This is a genomic window from Microcoleus harperi Pol14_C6, from assembly GCF_036701295.1.
GTDB lineage: Bacteria > Cyanobacteriota > Cyanobacteriia > Cyanobacteriales > Microcoleaceae > Microcoleus.
Map to the genome: position 1 here is coordinate 1 of NZ_JAUBQN010000017.1, position 23,347 is coordinate 23,347.

A 23,347-nucleotide genomic window follows, 5' to 3' on the forward strand; every position below is an offset into this window, starting at 1 on the left:
TCAGATAGCACTCAGTTTTTTCGCTTCTGTGCTTTATTGCGTAAGCATCCCTATTTAAAAACTGTCCGGAGTATTGAATTAGTAGTTTTTATTTCTTCCCTCTTCCCTGTTCCTTCTCCCTTCTCCCCATGCGCTTCAAATCCCTTGATGTTTTTCGCGGAATTGCGATCGCCTCGATGATTTTAGTCAACAACCCCGGTAGTTGGGAACACGTGTATCCATTGCTAGATCACGCAGAATGGCACGGCTGCACCCCGACAGACTTAGTATTTCCGTTTTTCTTGTTCATCGTTGGCTGCGCGATGTCTTTCTCGCTGCCTAAATATATTCAAAATTATCCAAAAACCGGAATAGAAACCTCAAAATTTACACAAACAAAGGAAAAATCAGAATCCGCTAAAAACCCTGTTCCTTCTTCCTTTTTCCTTCTTCATTCTTCAAATATTTACTGGCGAATTGCCCGCCGCGCCGCGATTCTATTTATATTAGGATTGCTGCTAAATACATCTTCGATCGCCCTTGACGTACTTCTCAACAGCGCCCCGCTTGAAAACTTCGGTAAAATCCGCATCATGGGAGTATTGCAGCGCATCGGCTTAGCTTATTTCATCAGTGCGATCGCCATTCTCAACCTTTCCCCCCGCAATCAAAAATTACTCGCTGTTGCCGTGCTTTTGGGGTATTGGGCTGCATTAACCGTATTTGCTGTAGGGGGGTACACTGCCGGCGAACTCACGCCAGAAGGAAATTTAGGAGGATATGTCGATCGGCTAATCCTCGGTAGCCAACACCTGTACAAAGGCGGCCCCTTCGACCCAGAAGGATTGTTGAGCACCTTACCCGCAGTTGTAACAGTCCTGATCGGCTACTTTACCGGAGAATGGCTGCGCGTACAGCCAATCAAAACCCGCACCAGTGTAAACTTAGCAATCTGGGGGTTCCGTTGCGTAGTAATCGGCCATTTGTGGGGATTTTTATTTCCGATGAACAAACAACTTTGGACAAGTTCTTATGTAGTTTTTAGTGCGGGTTGGGCGTTGCTATTACTAGCAGCTTGCTACGAAACAATAGAAGTGCGAGGTTGGAAATGGGGTAGGCCGTTTGAAATCATGGGATTGAATGCAATTTTCCTATTTGTTGCTTCCGGTATTGTCGCCAGAATCCTGTTAAAAACCCATATCGGCACTGGAGAGAATGCTCCTACTACCTACACTTGGATTTATGAAAACTGGTTTGTGCCGTGGGCGGGGCCGCTGAATGGTTCTCTAGCGTTTGCCGTGACAGCGGTATTATTTTGGTGGTTAATTTTGTATGGAATGTACCGCCGTGGTTGGGCGATTAAAATTTGAGTAGTCAGCAATAAGTAAGCCTGCCTAAAAAAATAGAATAACCTGATACCCCTGATACCCGACTTCTTGAATAAGTCGGGTATCTAAGAGCTAGTCGGTCTTGACATCCAAAGCCTTTGGCGGTTAACGTTTGAAAAAAGTGTTTCAATGTTGGAAGGGAGAGAGCAATGAACGACTTCTTAGATAGCTTGATATGTAGGGAGACATTTGATACGCAAGCTCTGATGAATTCTCACCCACCAAAATTTTACCACCCTAATAAAAAGCTCGTTTATGACATTTGTTGTCCACCTGGATGCGCTCATCGGGGTCAATTAGCGTTTTCCCGATGGTATGCAATGCCACTTCCAGAATATTTTTCTCCTCTCGAACATCAGACCGAGCTTTCTGAGCGAAAGGGATATTTTGAGTACGAGCCATCCCAAGATAGCACTCAGATGGAGTGGTATCTCAATTTCGCTCATCACGATCTTTTTTGTGCTTATGGTGGTTCGCTATTTGCCCAAGATGAAATGCAGGTAGCCGAACATCCCTCACTCAGTTCACTGCGAGAAGCTTTACTAGATTCTAACATTAAGCCATTGACAGTGGAGAGCGAACAACCTACACCGATTCTGATTCGTGGGGTGGAACGGAGGTGTGCAATTTCTACGGATCGCAATCCAGAACAAGGGCGACCTTTTGGTCTTTACGGCAACAACTTTGGACGAGGTACATCAGATGCGATCGGACAAGCTACAAAACCTCTAAACCCGCCTACCATCACAAACATCATTGCGATAGAAGCTCCTTCCTATGGCGAGGGTTCTTATAGCAGTGCAGAAATTAAATACATCCTGAAAACAGCCTTTACTGGATTTTCAGCAGCACGAATTGAGTCACATTTAGAGTTTTCTAAAGCACCCAGTTTGATTATTCATACAGGGTTTTGGGGATGCGGAGCTTACGGTGGCGATCGTGTTCTGATGGCTCTTTTGCAAATCCTGTCCGCTCGTCTCAGTCAAGTGAATTGTCTAGTCTTTCATACGAGTGATGCTATGGGAAGCCAAAATCTGGCAACGGCTCAACAAATAGTCGAGCGGGATTTAGTACCTGATAATTCACCCGTTAAAGTTTCAGCTTTGGTAGAAAAGATTCATGCGATGGAATTCCAGTGGGGATTTAGCGATGGAAACTAACAGGTTATTCGAGCCAAGTAATACCTGGACTGAGGAAGATTGTCTCGACGTCACAACCTTTTCTTTGCCATACGCAGCTACTATCGTTCATAGCGACCCCGAAATTTTAGGGTGAACTCCTGTCTTTATCGCTACTCGCGTCCCGATGAAGACTCTGCTTGATTGTCTTGAAGCTGGTGATTCGCCCTGCGGAGTTCCTCGACCATTTCCCTAGTGTCAGCCGCGATCGAGGGATTTCAGTTGTCGCAATGATACGATCGCCACATAACAACGTTTATTGATGTCCGCTTCCTCAACATCGATCGCCCTTGGATCGGAAATCCGATCGCACCCCCGCCACAATTTCCCCAAATGACCCCCCCAATCCCTTCCAACTAAAGGATTTTGCCGATTTCTCGATCGCACGCCACCCCTCCCTAACTATAAATGAACCCTAATCGCTAAAATTAAAAAAAGATACGTAATAGGCAGGCAGGCGTCAATGATCCCAACAGTTATAGAACAATCCGGTCGCGGCGAACGCGCCTTTGACATCTACTCGCGACTCCTGCGCGATCGCATCGTCTTCTTGGGCCAACAGGTTGACTCAGACTTAGCCAACCTGATCGTTGCCCAATTGCTATTTTTAGACGCCGAAGACCCCGAGAAAGATATTTACCTCTATATCAACTCCCCAGGGGGTTCGGTAACAGCAGGTATGGGCATTTTTGACACGATGAACCACATCCGCCCCGACGTTTGCACAATTTGTCTCGGTTTGGCCGCCAGCATGGGCGCTTTTCTGTTGAGTGCCGGCGCTAAAGGCAAGCGGATGAGTTTGCCTCACTCCCGGATTATGATCCACCAACCTCTAGGCGGAGCTCAAGGACAAGCAACCGATATTGAAATTCAGGCCAAAGAAATTTTGTACCACAAGCGCCGCCTGAACGAACATCTTGCCAACCATACCGGTCAGCCGCTTTCTCGCATTGAAGAAGATACCGAACGGGATTTCTTCATGTCTGCTGAAGAAGCAAAGGACTACGGATTAGTCGATCAAGTGATCGATCGCCGTCCTTCCGCCAGCCGCCCGATCGCCGCTGTCGTCTAAATAAAAAGTTAAAAATCAAAAATGAGGAAATATTCTTCATTTTTGATTTTTAATTTTTAACGGTCATATAGCAGTTTTCAGTGGAGTGAATTACAGATGCTGGGGCCCATGATACGTCGTCATAGTTTAGTCCTTACTGTTTTTCATACAATTGAAAACTGCTATATGTAGCTTTTTATAAAAAAAACATCACACCTAGAAACCTACATAATTACTAGGGCAAAGATTCTAGATATTGCAGGAAGTCGAGCAATTCTACTTGAGTTAAGAAATGGCGCGCTTCTTTGCCATAAGCTTGTTTGAGATAATCTTTTCCTTGGTTGGCAGTCCAGCCCAGCCGCTGGATTTCCTCAGTGGTTCTGCTATAGATTTCCAGATATTCTAGGAAATCTACTAACTCTTCGCTAGAAAGCTCTCTCTGCGACGACTTGCTGTAATTGTGTTCCAGACACTGGGTTTCCTGTGGTTTTTTCCATCGCAGCCGTTTGAGGAGGGCGTCTATTTGGGCGATCGTATCAGAATTATCCTCGATCGCATCGCTCGGAATTCCTACTGCGATCGGTTGCAATTCCCTGACTTCGGCCGCACCCTGTAGCAGTTCACTTTGGCTAGCAGTCGGCACATCCAGTTCCGCGATCGGTTCGCCGTAGCTAGAAGAAAGCCAAGCATCCGAGTCTAACTGCTTCGGTACAAATCCAGTAGCCTCCGGCAGATCGACCGTTGGCGGCAGCGGTTCCGGTACAGGTGCGATCGCCTCTTCATTTAATTTCGCTTCAGTCTTGACAAAATTGCTTTGATGTGGTTCAGGCAATTTTTCAGCAACAGGCATTTCTAGAACCGGAAGAGGAACACTTGTCGGCCCAACAGGAACCGGAACAGCAGGAGGAGGGGGAGGGGGAACAGCAGCAACCGAAGCAACCGGGGCAACCGGAGCAACCGGAGCCGGATCAACACTCGCGATCGCACTTGCGGGCTGAGCAAATCCAAGGATAGCGATCGCTCGCAACCGGGCGCGGTCTTCAGCATCCTCAACAGACTCAGCAGCCGACATAGCCGTAACAAGAGTTTTGCCGTCAACCTGAACCAGACAGCGAACAACAAACTTACCGTGATGAACAGTCAACAACTCACAGATTAACTGTCCAGCGGGATAAAGGGCGCGAAATTCAGCAAACATAATTTTTTGACCCCGAAACCAGAAGGGGCTTATGACTTAAGTTTAGTACAGCCTAGAGAAAACAATTTTCTGAAAGCACCTATTCAACATACAATAAATTAAAGGTGAGTCATCCGCGCAACCTTACACGCCACTAAACCCCATGCCACATCCAGCGGTTTAAGCTAACAAGCATCGGGCGTCATTTCTATATATAGAAGATGACACAGCAACTAAGCAAAAGTAGTAAAAGTCTCCGGTTTTGTGTACCTTGCACTTTCTACAGCACAGATTGCTCCCGACCCGCTCGTTGCACCTCCGTCCGCAAGGACAGATCGCGTGCAAAAAAACAGGGGCATCGCAGCGGCGAGCTACTAGCAATTTTGCCTCGATCCGGTAAGTTCTTTGCTAAAGCAAGAGGCAAGAGGCACTTCAAAAGGAAGAAGGAACAAGGCAGAAGGAAACAAGGTAGAAGGCAGAAATGCACATTTTCTCCCTCTCCATCCCTCCATCGGCTCATCCTCGACTCAAGCCGTCGCTTTCAGTATCGAGCCATCTTTTAAGAACCGACAGAGGCTTTCTAATTCGCTTTCGTGCTCGGCGCTGCTGACCTAAAAGCAAACAAACCAACGCTAAAAAATTGTATAGGGGAATAGCGTGCGGGACATTTGTCTGCACCGTCAGCAGTCAGTTCAAGACAGACAGCAGACAATTAGTACCAAGCCGGTGTCGGGAGAGAATCTCAAAAAAACCTCGCGATGAAACAAGGTGGCTGTGCTCGCGTCTCCACCTATCAACCCGCGCATTTGTTGGGAAGCAGGCACTACGAAGGCCCGAGGGGGTGCGGCTGATTTCGCCAAAATTAGACTAATTGCTGGAAACAAGAGGATCGATCGCTACATGGAATTTTCTATCGCTGCACTGCTGGCAAATTTTACAGAAGACAAATTAGTGGCTCCCAAAGCATTGGAGAAAAAACTCGACTGCAACGACGCCACCAGTCAACTCAAACTTCAAATCGCATTAGAAGCTCTAGAGAAAATTGGCATATTAGTCAAAGACAAAGGCCGCTATCGCCGAGTAGCTGAAGACGACGTAGTAGAAGCAAAACTGCGCTGTTCTAGCAAAGGATTTTGCTTTGCAATTCAAGACGCCGAAGGCTCAGAAGACGTTTACGTGCGGGAAAGTCACCTCTCGACAGCTTGGAATGGCGATCGAGTCTTAGTCAAAATCATCAAAGAAGGTAGCCGCCGCCGATCGCCCGAAGGCGAAGTCATGCTCATCCTCGAACGCGCCAACCCCTCGGTACTCGCGCGAGTCAAGCAAACCGCCACCCCCACCGGCCGCGTCAGCTACAGAGCAATCCCCCTGGACGATCGCCTGTTGTTTGAACTAGACTTGCTCGCAAACGGTACAAATCTCCAAGAGGCGATCGACCACCTAGTACACGTCGAAGTCAAACGCTACCCCCTCGGCACCCACCGCCCAGTCGGCAAAGTAGTACAGGTACTCGGTTCCGACGCCGAAGCCGCTGACGACCTCGACATCGTATGCTGCAAACACGACTTGCCGCGATCGTTCCCCGCAGCAGTCATCAAAGCAGCAGAAAACTTGCCCAGCAAGGTCAAAAAAACCGACATCAAAAAACGCCTAGATTTGCGTAACATTCTGACTGTTAGCTTCAGCAAAAACGAACCGGGAACCACCAACAGCGAAAACCATGCCCCTCAAGCCCCGGAGGAAAATATCTCCGAGGGAGGAGGCGAAAACGAGTTTGACCCAACATCGTTCCTCTCCGATCCGCCAGTGGAACGCGCTTTGTCGATCGAAACCCTCAAGCCCGGCCGCTGGCAAATAGGAATCCACATCAGCGACGCCGCCGAGTACGTGCAGCCAGAAACCCCGATCGACCGCGAAGCCCGCAAGCGAGGCACCGCCGCCCATCTGGGAGAAAAAATCATCGCCGTACTGCCAGAAACCCTCAACGAGCGCTGCTCCCTGCTGCCAGACACAGAACGGCTGGCCTTCAGCATACTGCTGACCCTAGACGAATCAGGAGAACTCCTAGAATACGAAATTCAAACCAGCGTCATTCAAATTGACTACCACCTCACCTACGAGCAAGCTCAAGCAATTCTCGAACCAGGCGAGGCCGAAGAGCACCCTTTATCCTCCGCCCTCCGTCCTTTCCTAGATCAAATCGGTGCCGCCTCACAGGCTGCCAGACAGACAAGGCTCAAACGGGGAGCTTTTGAACTAAATTTGCCCGACGCTAACTCTCACTTCGACGACGAAGGCGAATTAGGAGCTTTTGCAGTCGCTCTCCCTGCCCAGTCGGCTGTATCCGAGTTGGTCGTACTCGCCAACCAAGCTGTCGCCACTCACCTGCAAGCCTTGGGAGTCCCAGCAATCTACCGCGTCCAGCCGATGCCAGACCCGGCAGACATTCAAGAGTTCATCAAACTCTCCAACAACCTCGGAGGCGAACTCTATCTCGAAACCGAAGAAGAAGTTTTGCCCTTGGACTTTCAGCGATTTACCCAGCAGTTTGCCGGCCTTAAGTCCGAAAGAGTTCTCACCTACCTGCTAGAAGACACCATGAAGCCCGCTGTTTACAGCACCACTCCCAAGCCGCACTTCGGCTTGGGGCTGTCAGAGGGTTACACGCGTTGCACTTCGCCGCTTTCCCGCTACGCCGATTTGCTGGTGCTGCGGGTGTTGCAAGCGGTGTTCGAGCAAGGCCGCAGCAGTCGCACAACACGGGCTAAGGAAAAAGTTGACTTGCACCATTCCTCCTGTCACGGTCAAATTACTTGGAATGTTCTCCCCCCAGATTTGCACCACGAATTTGAAACAGAGTTTGCATCGGCCGTGGTACACCTGACGGAACGCGAAAGGGTTGCTGAGGATGCCGAAAGCGATTTGCAGGGATTGAAGAAAACCGGATTGATGAAAGAACGCACCGGGCAAACTTTCCAGGGTTTGATTACAGGCGTGCAGTCTTACGGTTTCTTTGTGGAAATTGAGGTGCGGCCGCCGGAGAGCGACATCTTGCGTGTTGAGGGATTGGTGCACGTTTCTTCGCTGAAGGATGACTGGTACGAATATCGATCGCGCCAGCAAACTCTGGTGGGTCGCAAAAACCGCAATCAGTACCGTTTGGGCGATCGGGTAGAAGTTCAAGTCAAGAGTGTTGATTACTACCGCCAGCAAATTGATTTAGTTGCAGTTGGCGGCGGCAGCCAAGCTTTTGATGATGATGAATAATCAATTGACTGTTGACAGTTGACTGTTGATTTTCCTCAATACTTAGTTGTTATTGTCTAGCAACTAAGTATTTAGAGGTTGGCAGCAAACTATACTCAACAATCATCACAAAATAATTAATTACTAATATCAAATCCGATAGCATCGGAATTGTAAAATCCTGTCAACGGTCAACAATCGCGGACGGTGCAACCGGAATTCATCTAATATATCTGCGTTAATCGGTGTTTATCTGCCCTCATATGCGGTTTAAAAAAGAGAGGTTATTAACCGCAGATGACAAGGGATGGAGGCTGATTCACACAGATGAAGATCAGAGATTGATGAATAATTATGATGCTAACAGATTTGATATAACAACTAATTACTAACAACAGTCAACCGTCAACTAAAAAATAACTAATGACGAATAACTACCCCCTAATTGTAGGAGTTACTGGTGCATCTGGACTGATTTATGCGGTGCGAACTCTGAAGTTTATGTTGGAAGCCGATCGCGCTATTGAACTGGTCGCTTCCAAGTCTACTTACATGGTTTGGCAAAGCGAACAGAACACGCGAATGCCCGCAGAGCCGACGCTTCAAGAGGAATTCTGGCGGGAAAAAGCAGGAGTAGCCACAATGGGTAAACTTCGGTGCCATCCCTGGCAAGATGTCGGTGCTAATATTGCTAGTGGCTCCTTTCGCACCCAAGGGATGATCATTATTCCCTGTAGCATGAGTACGCTGGGCAAGTTGGCGGCTGGCTTGAGTTCGGATTTGCTCGAAAGAGCCGCCGACGTTCAGCTCAAGGAAGGGCGAAAATTGGTACTCGTGCCTCGCGAAACGCCTTTTAGCTTGATTCACCTGCGGAATTTGACTACCTTGGCGGAAGCTGGAGCTAGAATTGTACCAGCGATTCCTGCTTGGTATCACAATCCGCAAACTATTGAAGATTTGGTAGACTTTGTGGTGGCTCGCGCTTTAGACCAGTTGGGGATTGATTGCGTTCCTCTCAAACGCTGGAAGGAAGAAGAGTAATAATTAGTAATTAGTCATTAGTCATTAGTTATTAGTCATTTACAAATTACCAATTAAAATTTGATATGCGACCTGTATTTTTGCTAGTAATTGTGGTGGGGCTGACTATTTTTGCCCTGCAAAATGTGGAGCCAGCATTATCTCTGGTATTTTTGGGAATTCGATCGCCTGCTTTGCCCTTATCTATTTGGATTTTGTTGAGCATGGCCGTGGGAGCTCTCACATCTTTATTGATTTCTGGTTTGCTGGCTTTTTCAAATTACCTATCTGCAACGCGAGTCCGCACTGGCCGCGACAGTCGCAGCCGTCCCGATACTTTCCCCGAAGACGGGAGAACACCTTACACGCCACCTCCCCCTCCGAGAAAACAGGAAATTGACCCGTATCTGAATTCGGAAAATAGCCAAACTCAGGCTACTGCTTCCTACCGAACAGAGTACGGCACATCGGCTGGTTACAATGCCCGGACTTTCCACCAAGAAACTCCGAACCCCGATGGGGCGAAGGATTACGCTCAACCGGGGACTTATGCAGCAGCAGACGATGAAGACGATTGGGTGTCAGATAGCTCAAAATCCGGATCTCAAGGGGGTGATGACGATTGGGGGGACGATCGCGATTTTCCCGATCGACCGCAGGTAAATGATGTTCCAGCGGCAAATCCGAGGGCTTACGAAGCTCAGCAGGAACCGAAAAGCAAATCTTGGGCTGGCTCAGTATATTCTTACGGCTATCGAGATCCGAGCCAGTCTGGGGTGGGGCAAACTGAGTCTGTATACGATGCGGAGTATCGAGTGCTGGTTCCTCCGGGAGGGGAGATTCCTAAACCCGCTGATGAAGCACCAATAAATCCTCTTGCAGAAGCAGAGGATGATTGGGGATTGGATGAGGGTGATGAGTTTGATGACGAGGATAGCCCCAGTGGCGGCTCGATTAACCTGAAAAAATAGAAAAATATCGGAGGATTTGGCCGTGGAGGGGTTGAGGGGAGTAAATATTTATCTCGTCGGGATGATGGGTGCGGGAAAAACAACGGTAGGGCGGATTTTGGCAAGAAAATTAAAATACCGTTTTTTTGATACTGATGAGCTAATTGTTCGAGTTGCTAATCAGTCAATTGCTGAGATTTTCGAGCGAGAAGGGGAAGAGGCTTTTCGGGAACTAGAAAGTAAAGTGCTCGGCGAATTGTCTGCTTATCAAAATTCGGTTGTGGCTACGGGCGGTGGCATTGTGGCCCGATCGATGAATTGGGGTTACTTGCACTACGGTGTAGTAGTTTGGCTGGATGTGCCTGTAGATCAATTGTACGATCGACTGCGTTCGGACACCGCTCGACCCCTACTGCGGGAGGGCGAGATCAAATTTAAGCTGCAAAGCCTTTTGAAAGAGCGAGAGCGTTTCTACACTCAAGCAGATGTCCGAGTCTGTGCTGGTGTGGGGGAAAGGCCTGAAGCAGTGGCGACTAGGGCGATCGAGGAAATCCAAAAAGTTATCAAATCCGAAACCGGGCCCGATCTCAATTGATACTTTCAGAAACCGGGTTTCTGAGGACTTTTGGTATTAGTTCCCAAAAATAATGCAACCCTACACAAGCTCCCAACCACCAGATTTATCATTCGTTCCCAAAATCTAAAATCTAAAATCTAAAATCTAAAATGGTAGAACTTCGGTAAAAATACTGGTTTTTGTCTGAGTGTGTCGGCTTAACCACCCCATATTTTGAAATCCACCGGGTTTGAGTGGACGTGATGCGTAACTTTTATAAGTATGAGGATGTGGCGATGCGGAGATTTTATACAACAACTAATGGCAGACTCGTCTGGTGCGTTAAACTCGGCTATTGAGTTCTCCCTAAAAATAAAATGGCCCCACCGCTGAAGGGCTGTAGGGCGCAAGGACAGTTAAACGCTAACTTGATTGTCGGGAAATTTAGCATAAATGCTATCCTCCTATGTGACGATTTTACGATCGTCCATTCACTCATCAACTCTCCCGTATCAAAAAACGTAACCCAGCACCGGTCGAATTCAACCTGTCCTATTCTAAGAACAATACCTCATGCATTCTGACTAGCAGCTCCCGAAAGCTGCTTTTTTATTGCGATCGAGTTTTTGGCTGCGGGACTTGCAGGATCTTGGCAATAACATTTTGAGCAACAGTCGCTACAATGCAATACAGCCCTAGGGGTTTTGATTTCGACTCCGGGTTCGTCGGTAATTGGTAATTGGTAATTAGTAATTAGGAATTAGTAAGGCTAAACGGAGAATCGCTCATTGACAACCTATACCTCACTAGGCTTGAAAACTGCTATGATTGCGGCGCGGAACGGGTAATTAATCCGAGTGGGAAATTCAAAAAAGTAAGCTGTATTTATTGATGGGCTATCTGATAGTTTTCGGCTAAATATCCGTTAAATATCCGTTGCGAGTTATAGAATTTGGTTGGGTGAATTTCCCGTTCCTCATTAAGAGAATACGAGCCTGCCTGTTTTTAACCAAAACTCCAGGACTCCGCCCAACGCTACACCAGTTAAACAAATGCTAGCTAATACCGCAAAAGCCCGCCAATTTTTCCAACCAGATATTTGAATATCGAGTCTTGCCAAAGCTCCGGCTGAAATCAAGACTAAGCAAGTAGCAAAAAGGTGCATCCAGGCAAAAACTACCACTGCCACAAAAGCTCCTACAATAATAGAAAGAAAAGCACCAATATCACTGGAAAACCACCGCATTATTAAGGCTTTTATCCCTTTCAGCGGGAACGACAAGGCAACAGCTAACACTAAAATTGAAGCTATGGCTAAAAACCAAGTTAGGTGCGGGGGCACATCAAACTCAGACAATTTCCAGCCAAAAGTGAAATAAGTAACAAAAAGTAGTGTTAGGGAAACCCAAGAGTTTTTTTTCATCCTATGGCACAATTAGGGGAACCACGACGCAAAAAACATGATAATCCTGATGAGTTTGTACAGGGCCTAAAGGTTAGTAGAAATAGCTTGCACCGGACAAGTAGGGATGCACTGCTCACAAACGATACACCGCGATCGAGCAAAACTTAGTTTAAAGCTTTCGGGGTCAAGGGTCAAGGCTTCGGTCGGGCAAACCCCGGTACACAAACCGCAGTGAACGCAGATATCTTCGTCTATGAGTATTTCCCGGCTAGCTAGGGAAACGCCGATGTTTTGCGATCGCATCCAGTCGATCGCCACTTCTAGTTGGTCGATGTCCCCTGATAACTCTAGCACCAGTTTGCCCACTTGATTCGGAGCCACCTGAGCACGGATAATGTTGGCGGCAACATTAAAATCCTTTGCCAGTCGATAGGTGACAGGCATTTGGATCGATCGTTGCGGAAACGTCAGTGTTACCCGTTTTTTCACCCTGCAAGTCCTCGGTAATTTACAAACAATCTTTGTTATCTTCTGTTTTAGCGCACTTGGTCTAATTACTGCCTTTAGCTAGCACAAATTTTTATGAGATGGGTCTGATTATCTCAAAACGTGCTATAATCTAAATCTATTATTTAAAATAAAAACATAAAAATCAAACCGTAATTTATTTTATGACCCAGAATTCGCCCAAGTCAACTGTCGCCCCCGCAGCCAAAAATCCCGAAACAAAAGTCGCCACGCGCCTCAGAAACTTATTTATCGTGTTAACAGCGATCGCCCTTTCAATATCCATCTTCTTAGGGCTGCAAACCCAAACGCCGTCAAGCAGCCTCACCGACATGGCAAAAGCTTCAACGCCATTAGAAACAGCTTTGGTAAATGGCAAACCGACACTCATGGAATTTTATGCTAATTGGTGCGGTAGCTGTCAGGCAATGGCTAAAGATCTGAGCGAGATAAAACAGAAATACGCCGAACCGATGAATTTTGTGATGCTGAATGTAGACAATGACAAATGGCTGCCAGAAATCACCAAATATCGAGTAGATGGCATTCCGCACTTTGTCTATTTGAACGATAAAGGCAGCCCCGTTGCGGAAACGATGGGCGAAATGCCGCGCAGTATTATGGAAGCTAACTTAGAAGCTTTAATTGCAGGAAAACCTCTGCCACACGTCCAAGCTGGCGGTCAAGTTTCTAATTTTACTCCCCCCATAGGGCCTGTGAAAACAAGTAGCTCTGACCCCCGCGCTCACGGCTCTCAAGTACAGTAAAAGAAGTCATTAGTCAGTAGTCCGTAGGAATAAGATGCGTTGCTGATTTAGGGTATGAAAAACTAAATATGCCAGTCATAAAAACCAGTATCGACAAAGCTTGGGGATGTTCAACTATTTTTTTTTCATACCCTGATTAAGCAACGCCCATTCAAGAAATATTCCGAGGTAGGGTGGAAGAATTTTTAAAATATGATAGGCTATTCTTAGAGGAATAATTGGCAGCAACATTGTACCCGCAGATGAATCGTTTGTCAGAATTAGAGAAAAACGTTATCTGCCGCCTCAGCCGCGAAGCAAATTCAGTTTCAATAGAGCAATTGCTACAAAATGGCGATTTATCGCCCTCCGAGTTATTCAACTGGCTGCAATCTTTGGGAAGGCGATCGTTAGTTCAAATAGAAGAACAGGAGAATGAAATGCTATTCAGCGTTTGTCCTGTGGTAAGACAATATGTGCTCTCCAATCCAGTTGGTTGATACTTTCCGACAGTCCGACATTCCGGCAGGGGTTGAAACCCCTGCCTCAAAGCTAAAGTCGGTTAAAATCGACTAAAGAATGTGATGAAAATGCAATTAATTAATTGTTGTAGTCCTCTTTTAGAGGACTTTCGCTGTGAGACAGGGGTTTTCAACCCCTGTCGGACTGGAACTAAAACGAGAGATTCGATCGAAAATATGAATACTGCTGAACCTTCATTAACTAAAACTGAATTAAGAAAATCGCTCCTCCACACCCGCAAATCCCTATCAGCACAAGAATGGAGACAAAAGAGCGCGAGCATCTGCAATCATCTGCAAAACTCGCCCCTATTTACCCAAGCAAAAACAATCCTCGTCTACTTCAGTTGTCGCCAAGAACCAGATTTAAGTCCCCTATTTGTAACTCCCCGCAAATGGGGATTTCCCCGCTGTGTCGGCAAAGAGCTATCGTGGCACATCTGGCAGCCCGGAGATGCTTTACATACTGGAGCTTATGGCATACTGGAACCCGTAGCGGATGCTCCTAAAATAGATTACTCAGAAGTAGATTTAATCCTCGTACCTGCTGTAGGCTGCGACGTTCGCGGCTATCGCTTGGGCTACGGCGGCGGCTATTACGACAGAATGCTCAGTTTAGCTGAGTGGGAATCAAAAGTTACGATCGGCACAATCTTTGAATTTGCCTTGGTGGCCCAACTACCCGTTGACTCCTGGGACAAACCGCTGCACGGAATTTGCACGGAAAGCTGGTTAAAAATAATACAGCAAAAATCTTAAAGGTCGATCGAGCAATAAATTTTCAGGAATTATCCCTAGATCCATGTTTATATGTATTATGACTAACGCACTCGCCCACAAAGAAATCCGGTTTTTTAACCGACATTGATGGTTTTAAGCAAATACTTTGGTTAAAAAACTCGGTTTCTGGAGACCCGTGCGTCAGTCCTATGTATTTTACAGAAAGTCCTATTCCCGTTATCGGGAAGTAGTCAGTCTGTTTTAATCTAAAATCTACAATCTACAATCTAAAATAGTATGGCCCAGCGCTACGTTCGAGTAAAAACAACACAAGGACACATCCATTACGGCTTACTGCAACTCAGCCACAGCGTTCAAGTATTTGATGCACCGCCCTGGTTAAAAGGACAACCAACCGATTTGGAACTTGCACCAGATACTTACCAAATTCTCGCCCCGTGCTCTCCTTCAAAAATTGTAGCCGTAGGCAAAAATTATGTCGATCATGCTGCCGAGATGGGAACCCCCGTACCGGAAGAACCCCTGTTGTTTTTCAAGCCTCCAAGTGCAGTCATCCCCGCAGGTGCAGCGATTCGTTATCCGCAGCAGTCGGAAAGGGTAGACTACGAGGGAGAATTAGCCCTGGTAATTGGCGAACATTCTACCCACTGCACTCCCGAACAAGCACACAGCAAAATTTGGGGCTATACTATCGCCAACGACGTAACAGCCAGAGATTTGCAAAAGCGGGACAACCAGTGGGCGAGGGCCAAAGGTTTCGATACATTTTGTCCCTTGGGACCTTGGATTGTCCGCGAACTTAGTCCTGCTGCACAGTTGCAGACTTTTCTTAATGAGAGCGAGCGACCGGTACAGTCATCCCAGATCGATCGCATGGTATTTTCGCCAGACTTTCTCGTCTCCTACATCAGTCAAGTAATGACCTTAATTCCCGGCGATGTGATACTGACTGGAACGCCACAAGGAGTAGGGCCGCTACAAGTAGGCGATCGAGTCCGAATCGAAATTGAAGGCATCGGCAGTCTTGAAAATACAGTAGTTATTAGTAATGGGTAATTGGTAATTCTCACCAACAACTAACAACTAACAACTGCAAATTGTCAACTACCAATTGACTAACGTACCTGCATATAAACAGCATCCGAAAGCGGAGGAATCTCTGCATAGCGTCCCAAGAGCGACTGCACGACTGCATAGACAAATGCAGCAAAAGCGCCCAAAAACACCATGTTATACAGAGTTTCCGCAATAAATGCGACTTGGACGCCGTTAGAAAAAATCGGCAAAACTAGACCGCACAGCATCAAAACAATGTCTAAAAGAATCGCCTGCATCGCATTAAAACGAATGAAGTGACTGATGTTTTCGTTTCTAACTACTCCTAAATACAGGGCAAAGAAGATAATCAAGCTAGCAAAGGGCAAACTATAAATTTGCATCAATGGAGCTAGCGGTATCAACAACAGTTGCAGGACAGGAAACTGTTGAAACAGAAACCTGCCAAAGGCAAGCCCGTCAACCAACGGGAGCAAATAAGGCAAAGAAGCAAAAATCCGGTCTGGAACAGTTGTAGATCCGCGCCAAGTCATAATGAACTCTCCTGAGTCGATCGATTAACTATGAATTCCATTAAACTCAGGATAACGCAGCAGCAGGGTTTGTGTTTCGACTCTGCCGGAACTTGCTTTTCACTCAGCGGGAAGCAGCCTCAACTACCAACGGCAGCCTTTCTTATTTAATATTGGCAATGACGAAGCCCATTTGACACTCGTACCGATCGGGCAAATTTTCCGTAGGTTTAGCAACTCGATGACCGCAGCGCAGCTCTCCACCGTTCCAGCGCGGTTGGCCAGTGCGATCTGCCAGCAAACAACTTTGGCAAACACACTGAGGGGCAAGCATCTGATTTTCCATTAAAATGACTAACATTTGATACCTCCGGCAGGTTTCACACCAGTAATTTCATTGTATGTCAGGAGTTGGGGACAAACCGCTTAACCTGAACACAACGTAATATTTATGTCAATGGTGCGAAATCCGTAGTACGGTATAAGATCCCCAATTCCCAATCCCAAAACTGTCAAGAGGTTGATTATTGTGACGGACACTAACTTAGAATTCCTTTCCAAAACCGATCCGCTGATTGCCGATTTAATCGGGCAAGAACTCCAGCGGCAGCGAGACCACCTAGAACTCATCGCCAGCGAAAACTTTACCTCCGCAGCGGTAATGGCCGCTCAAGGTTCAGTGCTGACCAATAAATACGCCGAAGGACTGCCAGCGAAACGGTACTACGGTGGCTGCGAATTTATTGACGGCATTGAGCAAATCGCGATCGATCGCGCCAAACAGCTATTTGGAGCCGCTCACGCCAACGTCCAGCCCCACTCCGGCGCTCAAGCCAACTTTGCAGTATTTTTGAGCTTGCTGGAACCCGGAGACGGAATTATGGGCATGGATTTGTCCCACGGCGGACACTTGACCCACGGTTCGCCCGTCAACGTATCCGGCAAATGGTTCAAAGCTTTTCACTACGGCGTCAGCCAAGAAACAGAACAGCTTGACTATGACGAAATTTTGGCACTCGCCAAAGAAAACCGACCGAAATTGCTAATTTGTGGCTATTCAGCATATTCGCGAATTATCGACTTTGAGAAGTTTAGAGCGATCGCCGACGAAATCGGAGCCTACCTGCTCGCCGACATCGCCCACATCGCCGGGTTAGTCGCCACAGGGCATCACCCCAACCCCCTCCCCCACTGTCACGCGGTCACCACCACCACTCACAAAACCCTGCGCGGCCCCCGTGGTGGCTTGATTATGACTAATGACCCGGAATTAGGTAAAAAATTTGACAAAGCAGTGTTCCCCGGCACTCAAGGTGGGCCCTTAGAACACGTCATTGCGGGCAAAGCAGTAGCTTTCGGCGAAGCATTAAAGCCTGAATTTAAAACTTATTCCGGTCAAGTAATTGAAAATGCACGCGCTTTAGCTGCACAGTTGCAGCAGCGGGGTTTAAAACTTGTTTCCGGTGGCACGGACAATCACTTAATGCTAGTTGATTTGCGATCGGTAAACATGACAGGCAAACAAGCCGACCAATTAGTCAGCGGTGTGAATATTACTGCTAATAAAAATACCGTGCCTTTCGATCCGGCATCGCCCTTTGTCACCAGCGGTTTGAGACTCGGTTCGCCGGCGATGACCACCAGGGGAATGGGAACAGCAGAATTTACCGAGATTGGCAATATTATTGCCGATCGCCTGCTAAATCCAGATGATGAAAGCGTCGCAGCCGACTGCCTGCGTCGAGTAGCAGCACTGTGCGATCGCTTCCCCTTATATCCCCACTTGTACTTGAAAGTGCCGGCATTAGCTTAATTTTCCTGATCGGCAATGGGAAATTGGTAGTTGGAAGTGTACGGGTAAAAGGGTAAAAGAGCAGGAAAAGATTGATAGTTGCCGGTAGCGATATTGACAAGCGGTTTTCACCAAAAATATCGATCGCCAATACGGTTTTTAGTACAGATATTTGTCGGGCGGGGCTGGTTTGACTAACGGTATTTGTCGGTTGCGAAAGATACCGCTCAACTGGACCCGCTCGCCAAATATCGACTTTTTTGCTCGCGAAAGAGTCGATATTTCAAATCGTTAATTCGACAGTTATGAATGAAAAACCTGACAATTCGCCCCAGGGTAACTGCCATTGCGGCAAATCTCCGACTCTCAAACCCCCAGTCGCTCTTCAAGATGTTTCCTTGTTATAAGCCATCTGAAATGTAGTAGACTCTGCCTGACAGCCTAATTGCCCCGCACTATTTAAAATTGATTTCAGATGCCGTACCAGTATCTGTACCACATACTCGCTTTCCTGGTTTCTGCGATCGTCGTCCTCTGGAGTACGCCAATAGTCAAAAAAATTGGTCTCAAAAGCGGGCGAGTCGATCGGCCAGGAGAGCGAAAAGTCCACAAGCGCCCGATGGTGCGCTTGGGAGGAGTGTCCATCTTTCTCGGCACTCTCACTGCCCTCTTATTTGTCTGGCTCTCAGGAGGGTTCCTTGATGCTAACGGACAAGTTCTCAATCCCAAAGACGAATACGAAATTTGGGGAGTCACCCTCGGCGGCATCGGATTCTTCCTCATCGGTTTAGCAGACGACCTATTTTCGCTCTCGGCGGTAAAACGCTTGCTCATGCAAATTGGCGTATCCAGCATCGTTTGGATGGCAGGCGTACAAATTGAGTTTCTGACAGTTCCCTCCCTAGGACTGACTAATATTGGCTGGCTGAGCTTGCCAATTACCGTGATTTGGCTTGTCGGCATGGCGAATGCCATCAACTGGATTGACGGTTTGGACGGTTTAGCTGCCGGAGTTTCAGGGATTGCAGCAGTTGTGATGTTAATTGTCAGTCTGGCGATGCACCAACCAGCGGCGGCCCTGATTGCAGCGGCTTTAGCTGGCGGCGCCTTGGGGTTTCTGCGCTACAACTTCAATCCGGCTCAAATCTTTATGGGAGATGGCGGGGCTTATTTTATCGGGTTTACTCTCGCTGGAGTGGGAGTAATTGGGTTAGTTAAAACTACGGCTGTTACTTCTGTGTTGCTGCCCTATTTAATTTTAGCTGTACCGATTTTAGATATGTCCGCGGTGATTCTCGATCGACTTCGCAACGGCAAGTCACCGTTTATTGCTGACAAGCGCCACCTCCACCACCGACTTCTAGAAGCCGGACTATCCCATCGATTTGCGGTTTTATTTATTTACTCACTGACACTGTGGGTGGGAAGTTTAGCCCTAGCTTTTTCGCTTCCCAGCGGCGTAATTTACGCTATGGGTGCAACAAGTTTACTGGGATATGCTAGCTGGAAAGTTTGGAGACACGCTAGGTGAAGGAAGAAGGAAGAAGGAAGAAGGAAGAAGGAAGGAAGAAAATTAAATAATTCTAATGCCCCATGCCCTATGCCCAATTCCCTAATTCCCCAATCTCAAATCCAAAATCTAAAATCTAAAATCTAAAATTGAATGGTTGCTGAAATTATTTGTGTTGGCACTGAATTGCTGTTAGGCGATATTCTTAATAGCAATGCCCAGTTTTTAGCCAAAGAATTAGCGAGTCTGGGAATCCCTCACTACTATCAAACAGTGGTGGGGGACAATCCAGAACGTATCAAACACGTGTTAGAAATCGCCGTCAGTCGATCGCAGCTATTGCTCTTCACCGGAGGCCTGGGCCCCACACCAGACGATCTGACAGTCGAAACAATCGCCGATTTTTTTGGGGTTCCCCTCATCGAAAAGCCGGAAATTATCGCAGATATCGAATACAAATTTGCCCAGCGGGGACGCACCATGAGTCCCAGCAATCGCAAACAAGCTTTAATTCCAGAAAATGCAGACATTCTGCCAAACCGCAGCGGTTCGGCACCGGGGATTATTTGGCAGCCGGTTTCTAACGTGACAGTAATGACATTTCCCGGCGTACCGGCGGAAATGCACTTGATGTGGCAAGAAACCGCTGTTCCTTATCTGAAAAATGGTGGCTGGTGCAGCGCCACTATTTACAGCCGCACATTAAAATTTTGGGGGATTGCTGAGTCGGCATTGGCGGAAAAAGTAGATAGTTTTCTGAATTTAACTAATCCTACTGTGGCTCCTTACGCCAATCACGGCGAGGTGAAACTCAGGATTTCGGCCCGCGCGGAGTCGAAGGCTCCTGCTAAGAATTTAATCGAGCCGATCGAACAACAATTGCGGCAAATTGCCGGCTCGGACTGTTACGGTGTTGATAGCGATACCCTCGCTTCTACTGTGGGTCAATTGTTGCTCGATGCGGGCCAAACTCTTAGCGTGGCTGAATCCTGCACGGGAGGTGGATTGGGGGCGATGCTGACTGGTGTTCCCGGCAGTTCGAGCTACTTTTTAGGCGGGATTATTTCTTACGACAATCGCGTTAAGGAAGGATTATTAGGTGTTAATCCGCAAGATTTAGCCGAGTTTGGGGCAGTCAGCCACCAAGTGGCCAAACAAATGGCTGCGGGAGTGCGCCATCGCCTCAATACCAATTGGGGATTGAGCATTACAGGCATCGCCGGGCCCGGAGGCGGCACAGATGCTAAACCTGTCGGACTGGTTTATGTTGGTTTAGCTGGGTCCCACGGCGACGCAGAAAGTTTTGAATACCGCTTTGGCGATGCCAGAGGTCGCGATTGGATTCGGAATCTGAGTAGCTGTACGGCGCTCGATCGGCTCCGGCGTAAATTATTGTTGGCAAAAGCATAAAAAAATCCTACGATTGGTCAATTGTCAACAGTCAACCGTAAGCTTAAGCTTTATTTAACACTCTCTACTCCGATATAATTCGGCAATTTTCCTTTTGCCTCTTGATTATCTGTAAAGATTCGTTATGATAATAAGATAGGACTGATTGGCCAATATACTGACTCTCTCCATTGCTCAAAATAACCAGCAAGTGAGAAAGCAAGTTTGACCTTTGGTTTCAAAGTCGTGCTTGCTTATTTTCAGATATTTAGCCGTCGGTTTAGCAATCTAGACTATAAAAAAAGGAGCTATCCGTTCAATGGAAGACATTGAAAAGGTGCTGGAACAAATTAAAGAATGGGTTCGCAAGCTGATAGAAGGACTGTTGAGTCCCGAACCTGAACCGGAACTCGAACCGATTCGTATTCCTGTCAACCAACCGAGAAATCGCCGATAGTCGGGACTGGATTGGAAGTTTGAGCTTTGAGCTTTGAGGTTGGAGACTGGTTCTAAATACCATGTCAAAACTCTCCTAATTTTTGTTGCGCTGGAAATTTTAAAATTGTTAAATATCCTGGTACTTCACGGCCCTAATCTGAATCTATTGGGTCAGCGAGAACCTGGAGTTTATGGTTCTGCAACTTTAAATGATATCAACAAGTTGCTAGAACGAGAAGCGCAAGCCCTCCAGGTGAAAGTCTCAATTCAGCAGTCGAATCATGAAGGGGTATTGGTGGATGCCATTCACTCGATGTTAGGGCAGCACCAAGGCTTATTGATTAATGCTGGAGCTTATACTCATACGAGTGTCGCAATTAGAGACGCGATCGCCGCGGTGAATATCCCTGCGGTAGAAGTTCATCTGAGCAATATTTACCGACGGGAAGCTTTTCGCCACCACTCGTTTATCGCAGCGGTGGCGATCGGGCAAATCAGCGGTTTTGGCTCAGAAAGTTATCGCTTGGGCCTGCAAGCTCTAGTGAGTTACCTGATTAAAAATTAAAAATTTACCGATTGTAGCGATCGGATGAGGGCAGGTTTTAGATGGAAAACCAGCCCTTATATGTTTTGGTTGAATTCAAATTAATCACAAGAGTTAGGCAAAGAAGTACACCAGGAAAAATTCTAAATTACCAATTACCAATTACTAACAAATTGAGTTAAATTCAAATGCGGCATTCCCTGTTGAGCAAGTTTCAAGGAACCATCCTGGGCGCAGTTTTAGGAGACTCTATAGGCCTGGAATACCAGAGGCAACTCGTGGGTATTCCCCCCCAAAAAGAAGACTTGCAGCCGATTTTACAACTGACGAAACACCAACAATTGACCCTAAGAGGGGCAACATTGGCGTTGAATTCAGTCAACAGTAAAATCCCAAGTGGCAAAGACTCATCCGCATCCGGGAGACTGGCGGTAGCGTGTACTCAAAGTTTAATTAGGTGTAGGGGTTTAGATTTAAAAGATTGGCGCGATACTTGGGAAGCATTTGCCAAGTCGGAAATCTACCATCCCCGCAACAGTCAGTTTCCCACCCTGCTTAACCCAGGTGAAGCTGCCGCTGCTGCGCTGCCATCCGCGATGTTTTTTCACGAAAATAAAGCCAAGCTGCGAGAAAAAATCATGCTGGCGATAGAGGTTTGGCACCACGAAAACCAGCCAGAATGGGAAACAGCAATTTTAGCAGTAGCATATACGATCGCCCGATCTCTTAAAGAAAGACTTGACCCCGCGACAGCGATCGAGCAAACACTTGCTTACCTGAAAACAGATAACGCCTTAACAGAGCTGCTGCTGCAAGTGCAAATACTACTAGAAAAAGGAGCAGATTTAGAAACAGCCGCCACTCATCTGTGCCAAAGCGCCACAGCTTTGCGAGAAAGACAGGGCGAAGGTGAAAAAAAATTACAAACCGAGTCCCTTGTCAACCCAGGAAATTTGATTCCCATTGCCTTAGCTTTCTACTGCTTTTTGAGCACGCCAGAAGACTTGCGCTTGTCAGTGGTGCGTGCTGCCCGCTGTGGCATAGCTGTACAAATAACCTGCGCTTTGACGGGAGCGTTGTCTGGAGCCTATAACGGCGTTGGTGGGATTCCTGTAGAATGGCGGCAGGTATCTCTGGCTGAGGTTAAATCTCAGCAGCTAGCGGATGGCCGAGAAACTTCGCTTTGGGGAACTGGCAGCGATGCAAAAATTTTAGAGTTAGCAAATAACCTGTTTGCTGTTTGGGCCGGAGTTTACAGACCCGATGCCGGACTGGATTCTGCAGCGCTAGCCCGATCGGTAGCTGCACCTTATGTCATTCGACCTCGTAAAATATAAATTTTGGAGCTTTTAACGCTAAGGGGAAACCAGAAATTAGCAATTAGTCATTAACAAGTCAAAAGCGAAAGTGGAAGGAGAGCGACCATTAAAAATTAAAAAGTGAAAAATTAAATCGGACGCGCCTACCCCAACAAGCCAGGTTTAAACGAGAATATGGGGTTGGGAAACGAAGAATCTACGGAGAAACAAGTTTTTTATCCATCACGCGCGAGTTCTGTTCAAAATATACAAGGGAAGCAAAGAACCTGCTTGCGTTGTTGGTCACCGTCAGGAAAGCCAAATGCTGGCGATTGTCACGCAA

Annotated in this window: 23 protein-coding genes; 17 read left to right on the forward strand and 6 right to left on the reverse strand. The window is 47.1% G+C overall.

Annotated features, from left to right (window positions below; all coding sequences use genetic code 11):
• Positions 1–128 precede the first annotated feature (128 nt).
• Together QUA27_RS13625 and QUA27_RS13630 are read left to right on the forward strand one after the other, a co-directional pair.
• Positions 129–1,349, forward strand: a complete 1,221-nt coding sequence (locus QUA27_RS13625; protein ID WP_333068543.1) for an acyltransferase family protein — start codon at positions 129–131, stop codon at positions 1,347–1,349.
• Between the two features lie 338 nt (positions 1,350–1,687).
• Positions 1,688–2,527, forward strand: coding sequence for a poly(ADP-ribose) glycohydrolase (locus QUA27_RS13630; RefSeq protein WP_333068544.1), 840 nt, complete (start codon positions 1,688–1,690; stop codon positions 2,525–2,527).
• Between the two features lie 216 nt (positions 2,528–2,743).
• On the opposite strand, the gene QUA27_RS13635 is transcribed toward QUA27_RS13630, so the two are convergent.
• Positions 2,744–2,932 (reverse strand): hypothetical protein, encoded by a 189-nt coding sequence (locus QUA27_RS13635; protein ID WP_333068545.1) that lies wholly within the window; start codon positions 2,930–2,932, stop codon positions 2,744–2,746.
• 76 nt (positions 2,933–3,008) lie between these two features.
• Here QUA27_RS13635 and clpP point away from each other — a divergent pair, with 76 nt between their 5' ends.
• A complete protein-coding gene (gene clpP / locus QUA27_RS13640) occupies positions 3,009–3,617 on the forward strand; it encodes an ATP-dependent Clp endopeptidase proteolytic subunit ClpP (protein ID WP_333068546.1) in 609 nt (202 codons plus the stop codon).
• 214 nt (positions 3,618–3,831) lie between these two features.
• Here clpP and QUA27_RS13645 read toward each other — a convergent pair whose 3' ends face one another.
• Entirely contained in the window at positions 3,832–4,794 is a 963-nt protein-coding gene (locus QUA27_RS13645) for a slr1353 family protein (protein ID WP_333068547.1), read from the reverse strand.
• An 879-nt stretch (positions 4,795–5,673) separates the two neighbouring features.
• Between QUA27_RS13645 and QUA27_RS13650 the strand changes: the two genes are divergently transcribed.
• The 4 genes from QUA27_RS13650 to QUA27_RS13665 all read left to right on the forward strand — a co-directional run bounded on the left by QUA27_RS13650 (position 5,674) and on the right by QUA27_RS13665 (position 10,584).
• Positions 5,674–8,040, forward strand: a complete 2,367-nt coding sequence (locus tag QUA27_RS13650; RefSeq protein WP_333068640.1) for a ribonuclease R family protein — start codon at positions 5,674–5,676, stop codon at positions 8,038–8,040.
• Positions 8,041–8,442: 402 nt separating this feature from the next.
• On the forward strand, positions 8,443–9,060 hold the full coding sequence (locus QUA27_RS13655) for a flavin prenyltransferase UbiX (RefSeq protein ID WP_333068548.1): 618 nt from the start codon (positions 8,443–8,445) through the stop codon (positions 9,058–9,060).
• Between the two features lie 65 nt (positions 9,061–9,125).
• Positions 9,126–10,010: a LapA family protein gene (locus QUA27_RS13660; protein ID WP_333068551.1), complete on the forward strand. Its 885-nt coding sequence runs from the start codon at positions 9,126–9,128 to the stop codon at positions 10,008–10,010.
• A gap of 22 nt (positions 10,011–10,032) precedes the next feature.
• Complete coding sequence (locus QUA27_RS13665) at positions 10,033–10,584, forward strand: shikimate kinase (protein WP_333068552.1); 552 nt, start codon at positions 10,033–10,035, stop codon at positions 10,582–10,584.
• A gap of 940 nt (positions 10,585–11,524) precedes the next feature.
• Here the strand turns inward: QUA27_RS13665 and QUA27_RS13670 are convergent.
• Positions 11,525–11,968: a hypothetical protein gene (locus QUA27_RS13670; RefSeq protein WP_333068553.1), complete on the reverse strand. Its 444-nt coding sequence runs from the start codon at positions 11,966–11,968 to the stop codon at positions 11,525–11,527.
• A 66-nt stretch (positions 11,969–12,034) separates the two neighbouring features.
• Positions 12,035–12,439, reverse strand: coding sequence for an NIL domain-containing protein (locus QUA27_RS13675; protein WP_333068554.1), 405 nt, complete (start codon positions 12,437–12,439; stop codon positions 12,035–12,037).
• Between the two features lie 182 nt (positions 12,440–12,621).
• On the opposite strand from QUA27_RS13675, the gene QUA27_RS13680 reads away from it, so the two are divergent.
• From QUA27_RS13680 to QUA27_RS13695, 4 genes are all read left to right on the forward strand, one after another.
• Positions 12,622–13,224, forward strand: a complete 603-nt coding sequence (locus QUA27_RS13680; RefSeq protein ID WP_333068555.1) for a thioredoxin family protein — start codon at positions 12,622–12,624, stop codon at positions 13,222–13,224.
• Between the two features lie 218 nt (positions 13,225–13,442).
• Positions 13,443–13,703, forward strand: a complete 261-nt coding sequence (locus QUA27_RS13685; RefSeq protein WP_333068556.1) for a hypothetical protein — start codon at positions 13,443–13,445, stop codon at positions 13,701–13,703.
• A 198-nt stretch (positions 13,704–13,901) separates the two neighbouring features.
• The gene (locus tag QUA27_RS13690; RefSeq protein ID WP_333068557.1) at positions 13,902–14,483 is read left to right on the forward strand and encodes a 5-formyltetrahydrofolate cyclo-ligase; all 582 of its coding nucleotides are present in this window, start codon (positions 13,902–13,904) and stop codon (positions 14,481–14,483) included.
• 258 nt (positions 14,484–14,741) lie between these two features.
• Positions 14,742–15,521 (forward strand): fumarylacetoacetate hydrolase family protein, encoded by a 780-nt coding sequence (locus tag QUA27_RS13695; RefSeq protein ID WP_333068558.1) that lies wholly within the window; start codon positions 14,742–14,744, stop codon positions 15,519–15,521.
• Positions 15,522–15,580: 59 nt separating this feature from the next.
• Here QUA27_RS13695 and QUA27_RS13700 read toward each other — a convergent pair whose 3' ends face one another.
• Together QUA27_RS13700 and QUA27_RS13705 are read right to left on the reverse strand one after the other, a co-directional pair.
• Positions 15,581–16,054, reverse strand: coding sequence for a Tic20 family protein (locus QUA27_RS13700; RefSeq protein ID WP_333068559.1), 474 nt, complete (start codon positions 16,052–16,054; stop codon positions 15,581–15,583).
• A 142-nt stretch (positions 16,055–16,196) separates the two neighbouring features.
• Positions 16,197–16,394 carry a hypothetical protein gene (locus tag QUA27_RS13705; RefSeq protein WP_333068560.1) on the reverse strand — a complete coding sequence of 66 codons (198 nt, stop codon included), beginning with the start codon at positions 16,392–16,394 and terminating at the stop codon, positions 16,197–16,199.
• Positions 16,395–16,562: 168 nt separating this feature from the next.
• Between QUA27_RS13705 and glyA the strand changes: the two genes are divergently transcribed.
• From glyA to QUA27_RS13735, 6 genes are all read left to right on the forward strand, one after another.
• Positions 16,563–17,846 (forward strand): serine hydroxymethyltransferase, encoded by a 1,284-nt coding sequence (gene glyA / locus QUA27_RS13710; RefSeq protein ID WP_333060851.1) that lies wholly within the window; start codon positions 16,563–16,565, stop codon positions 17,844–17,846.
• Positions 17,847–18,300: 454 nt separating this feature from the next.
• Positions 18,301–19,356 carry a glycosyltransferase family 4 protein gene (locus QUA27_RS13715; protein WP_333068561.1) on the forward strand — a complete coding sequence of 352 codons (1,056 nt, stop codon included), beginning with the start codon at positions 18,301–18,303 and terminating at the stop codon, positions 19,354–19,356.
• A gap of 132 nt (positions 19,357–19,488) precedes the next feature.
• Positions 19,489–20,745: a competence/damage-inducible protein A gene (locus QUA27_RS13720; RefSeq protein ID WP_333068562.1), complete on the forward strand. Its 1,257-nt coding sequence runs from the start codon at positions 19,489–19,491 to the stop codon at positions 20,743–20,745.
• 298 nt (positions 20,746–21,043) lie between these two features.
• Positions 21,044–21,181, forward strand: a complete 138-nt coding sequence (locus tag QUA27_RS13725) for a hypothetical protein (protein WP_006631912.1) — start codon at positions 21,044–21,046, stop codon at positions 21,179–21,181.
• Positions 21,182–21,286: 105 nt separating this feature from the next.
• Positions 21,287–21,727 carry a type II 3-dehydroquinate dehydratase gene (gene aroQ / locus QUA27_RS13730; protein ID WP_332983027.1) on the forward strand — a complete coding sequence of 147 codons (441 nt, stop codon included), beginning with the start codon at positions 21,287–21,289 and terminating at the stop codon, positions 21,725–21,727.
• Positions 21,728–21,894: 167 nt separating this feature from the next.
• Positions 21,895–23,043 (forward strand): ADP-ribosylglycohydrolase family protein, encoded by a 1,149-nt coding sequence (locus QUA27_RS13735; protein ID WP_333068563.1) that lies wholly within the window; start codon positions 21,895–21,897, stop codon positions 23,041–23,043.
• The last annotated feature ends 304 nt before the right edge of the window (positions 23,044–23,347 follow it).

Coding starts and splice junctions, on each gene's coding strand:
- QUA27_RS13625 (WP_333068543.1), top strand. CDS start 129: ATGCGCTTCAAATCCCTTGATGTTTTTCGCGGAATTGCGATCGCCTCG.
- QUA27_RS13630 (WP_333068544.1), top strand. CDS start 1,688: ATGCCACTTCCAGAATATTTTTCTCCTCTCGAACATCAGACCGAGCTT.
- clpP (WP_333068546.1), top strand. CDS start 3,009: ATGATCCCAACAGTTATAGAACAATCCGGTCGCGGCGAACGCGCCTTT.
- QUA27_RS13645 (WP_333068547.1), bottom strand. CDS start 4,794: ATGTTTGCTGAATTTCGCGCCCTTTATCCCGCTGGACAGTTAATCTGT.
- QUA27_RS13650 (WP_333068640.1), top strand. CDS start 5,674: ATGGAATTTTCTATCGCTGCACTGCTGGCAAATTTTACAGAAGACAAA.
- QUA27_RS13655 (WP_333068548.1), top strand. CDS start 8,443: ATGACGAATAACTACCCCCTAATTGTAGGAGTTACTGGTGCATCTGGA.
- QUA27_RS13660 (WP_333068551.1), top strand. CDS start 9,126: ATGCGACCTGTATTTTTGCTAGTAATTGTGGTGGGGCTGACTATTTTT.
- QUA27_RS13670 (WP_333068553.1), bottom strand. CDS start 11,968: ATGAAAAAAAACTCTTGGGTTTCCCTAACACTACTTTTTGTTACTTAT.
- QUA27_RS13680 (WP_333068555.1), top strand. CDS start 12,622: ATGACCCAGAATTCGCCCAAGTCAACTGTCGCCCCCGCAGCCAAAAAT.
- QUA27_RS13690 (WP_333068557.1), top strand. CDS start 13,902: ATGAATACTGCTGAACCTTCATTAACTAAAACTGAATTAAGAAAATCG.
- QUA27_RS13695 (WP_333068558.1), top strand. CDS start 14,742: ATGGCCCAGCGCTACGTTCGAGTAAAAACAACACAAGGACACATCCAT.
- QUA27_RS13700 (WP_333068559.1), bottom strand. CDS start 16,054: ATGACTTGGCGCGGATCTACAACTGTTCCAGACCGGATTTTTGCTTCT.
- QUA27_RS13705 (WP_333068560.1), bottom strand. CDS start 16,394: ATGTTAGTCATTTTAATGGAAAATCAGATGCTTGCCCCTCAGTGTGTT.
- QUA27_RS13715 (WP_333068561.1), top strand. CDS start 18,301: ATGCCGTACCAGTATCTGTACCACATACTCGCTTTCCTGGTTTCTGCG.
- QUA27_RS13720 (WP_333068562.1), top strand. CDS start 19,489: ATGGTTGCTGAAATTATTTGTGTTGGCACTGAATTGCTGTTAGGCGAT.
- QUA27_RS13725 (WP_006631912.1), top strand. CDS start 21,044: ATGGAAGACATTGAAAAGGTGCTGGAACAAATTAAAGAATGGGTTCGC.
- QUA27_RS13735 (WP_333068563.1), top strand. CDS start 21,895: ATGCGGCATTCCCTGTTGAGCAAGTTTCAAGGAACCATCCTGGGCGCA.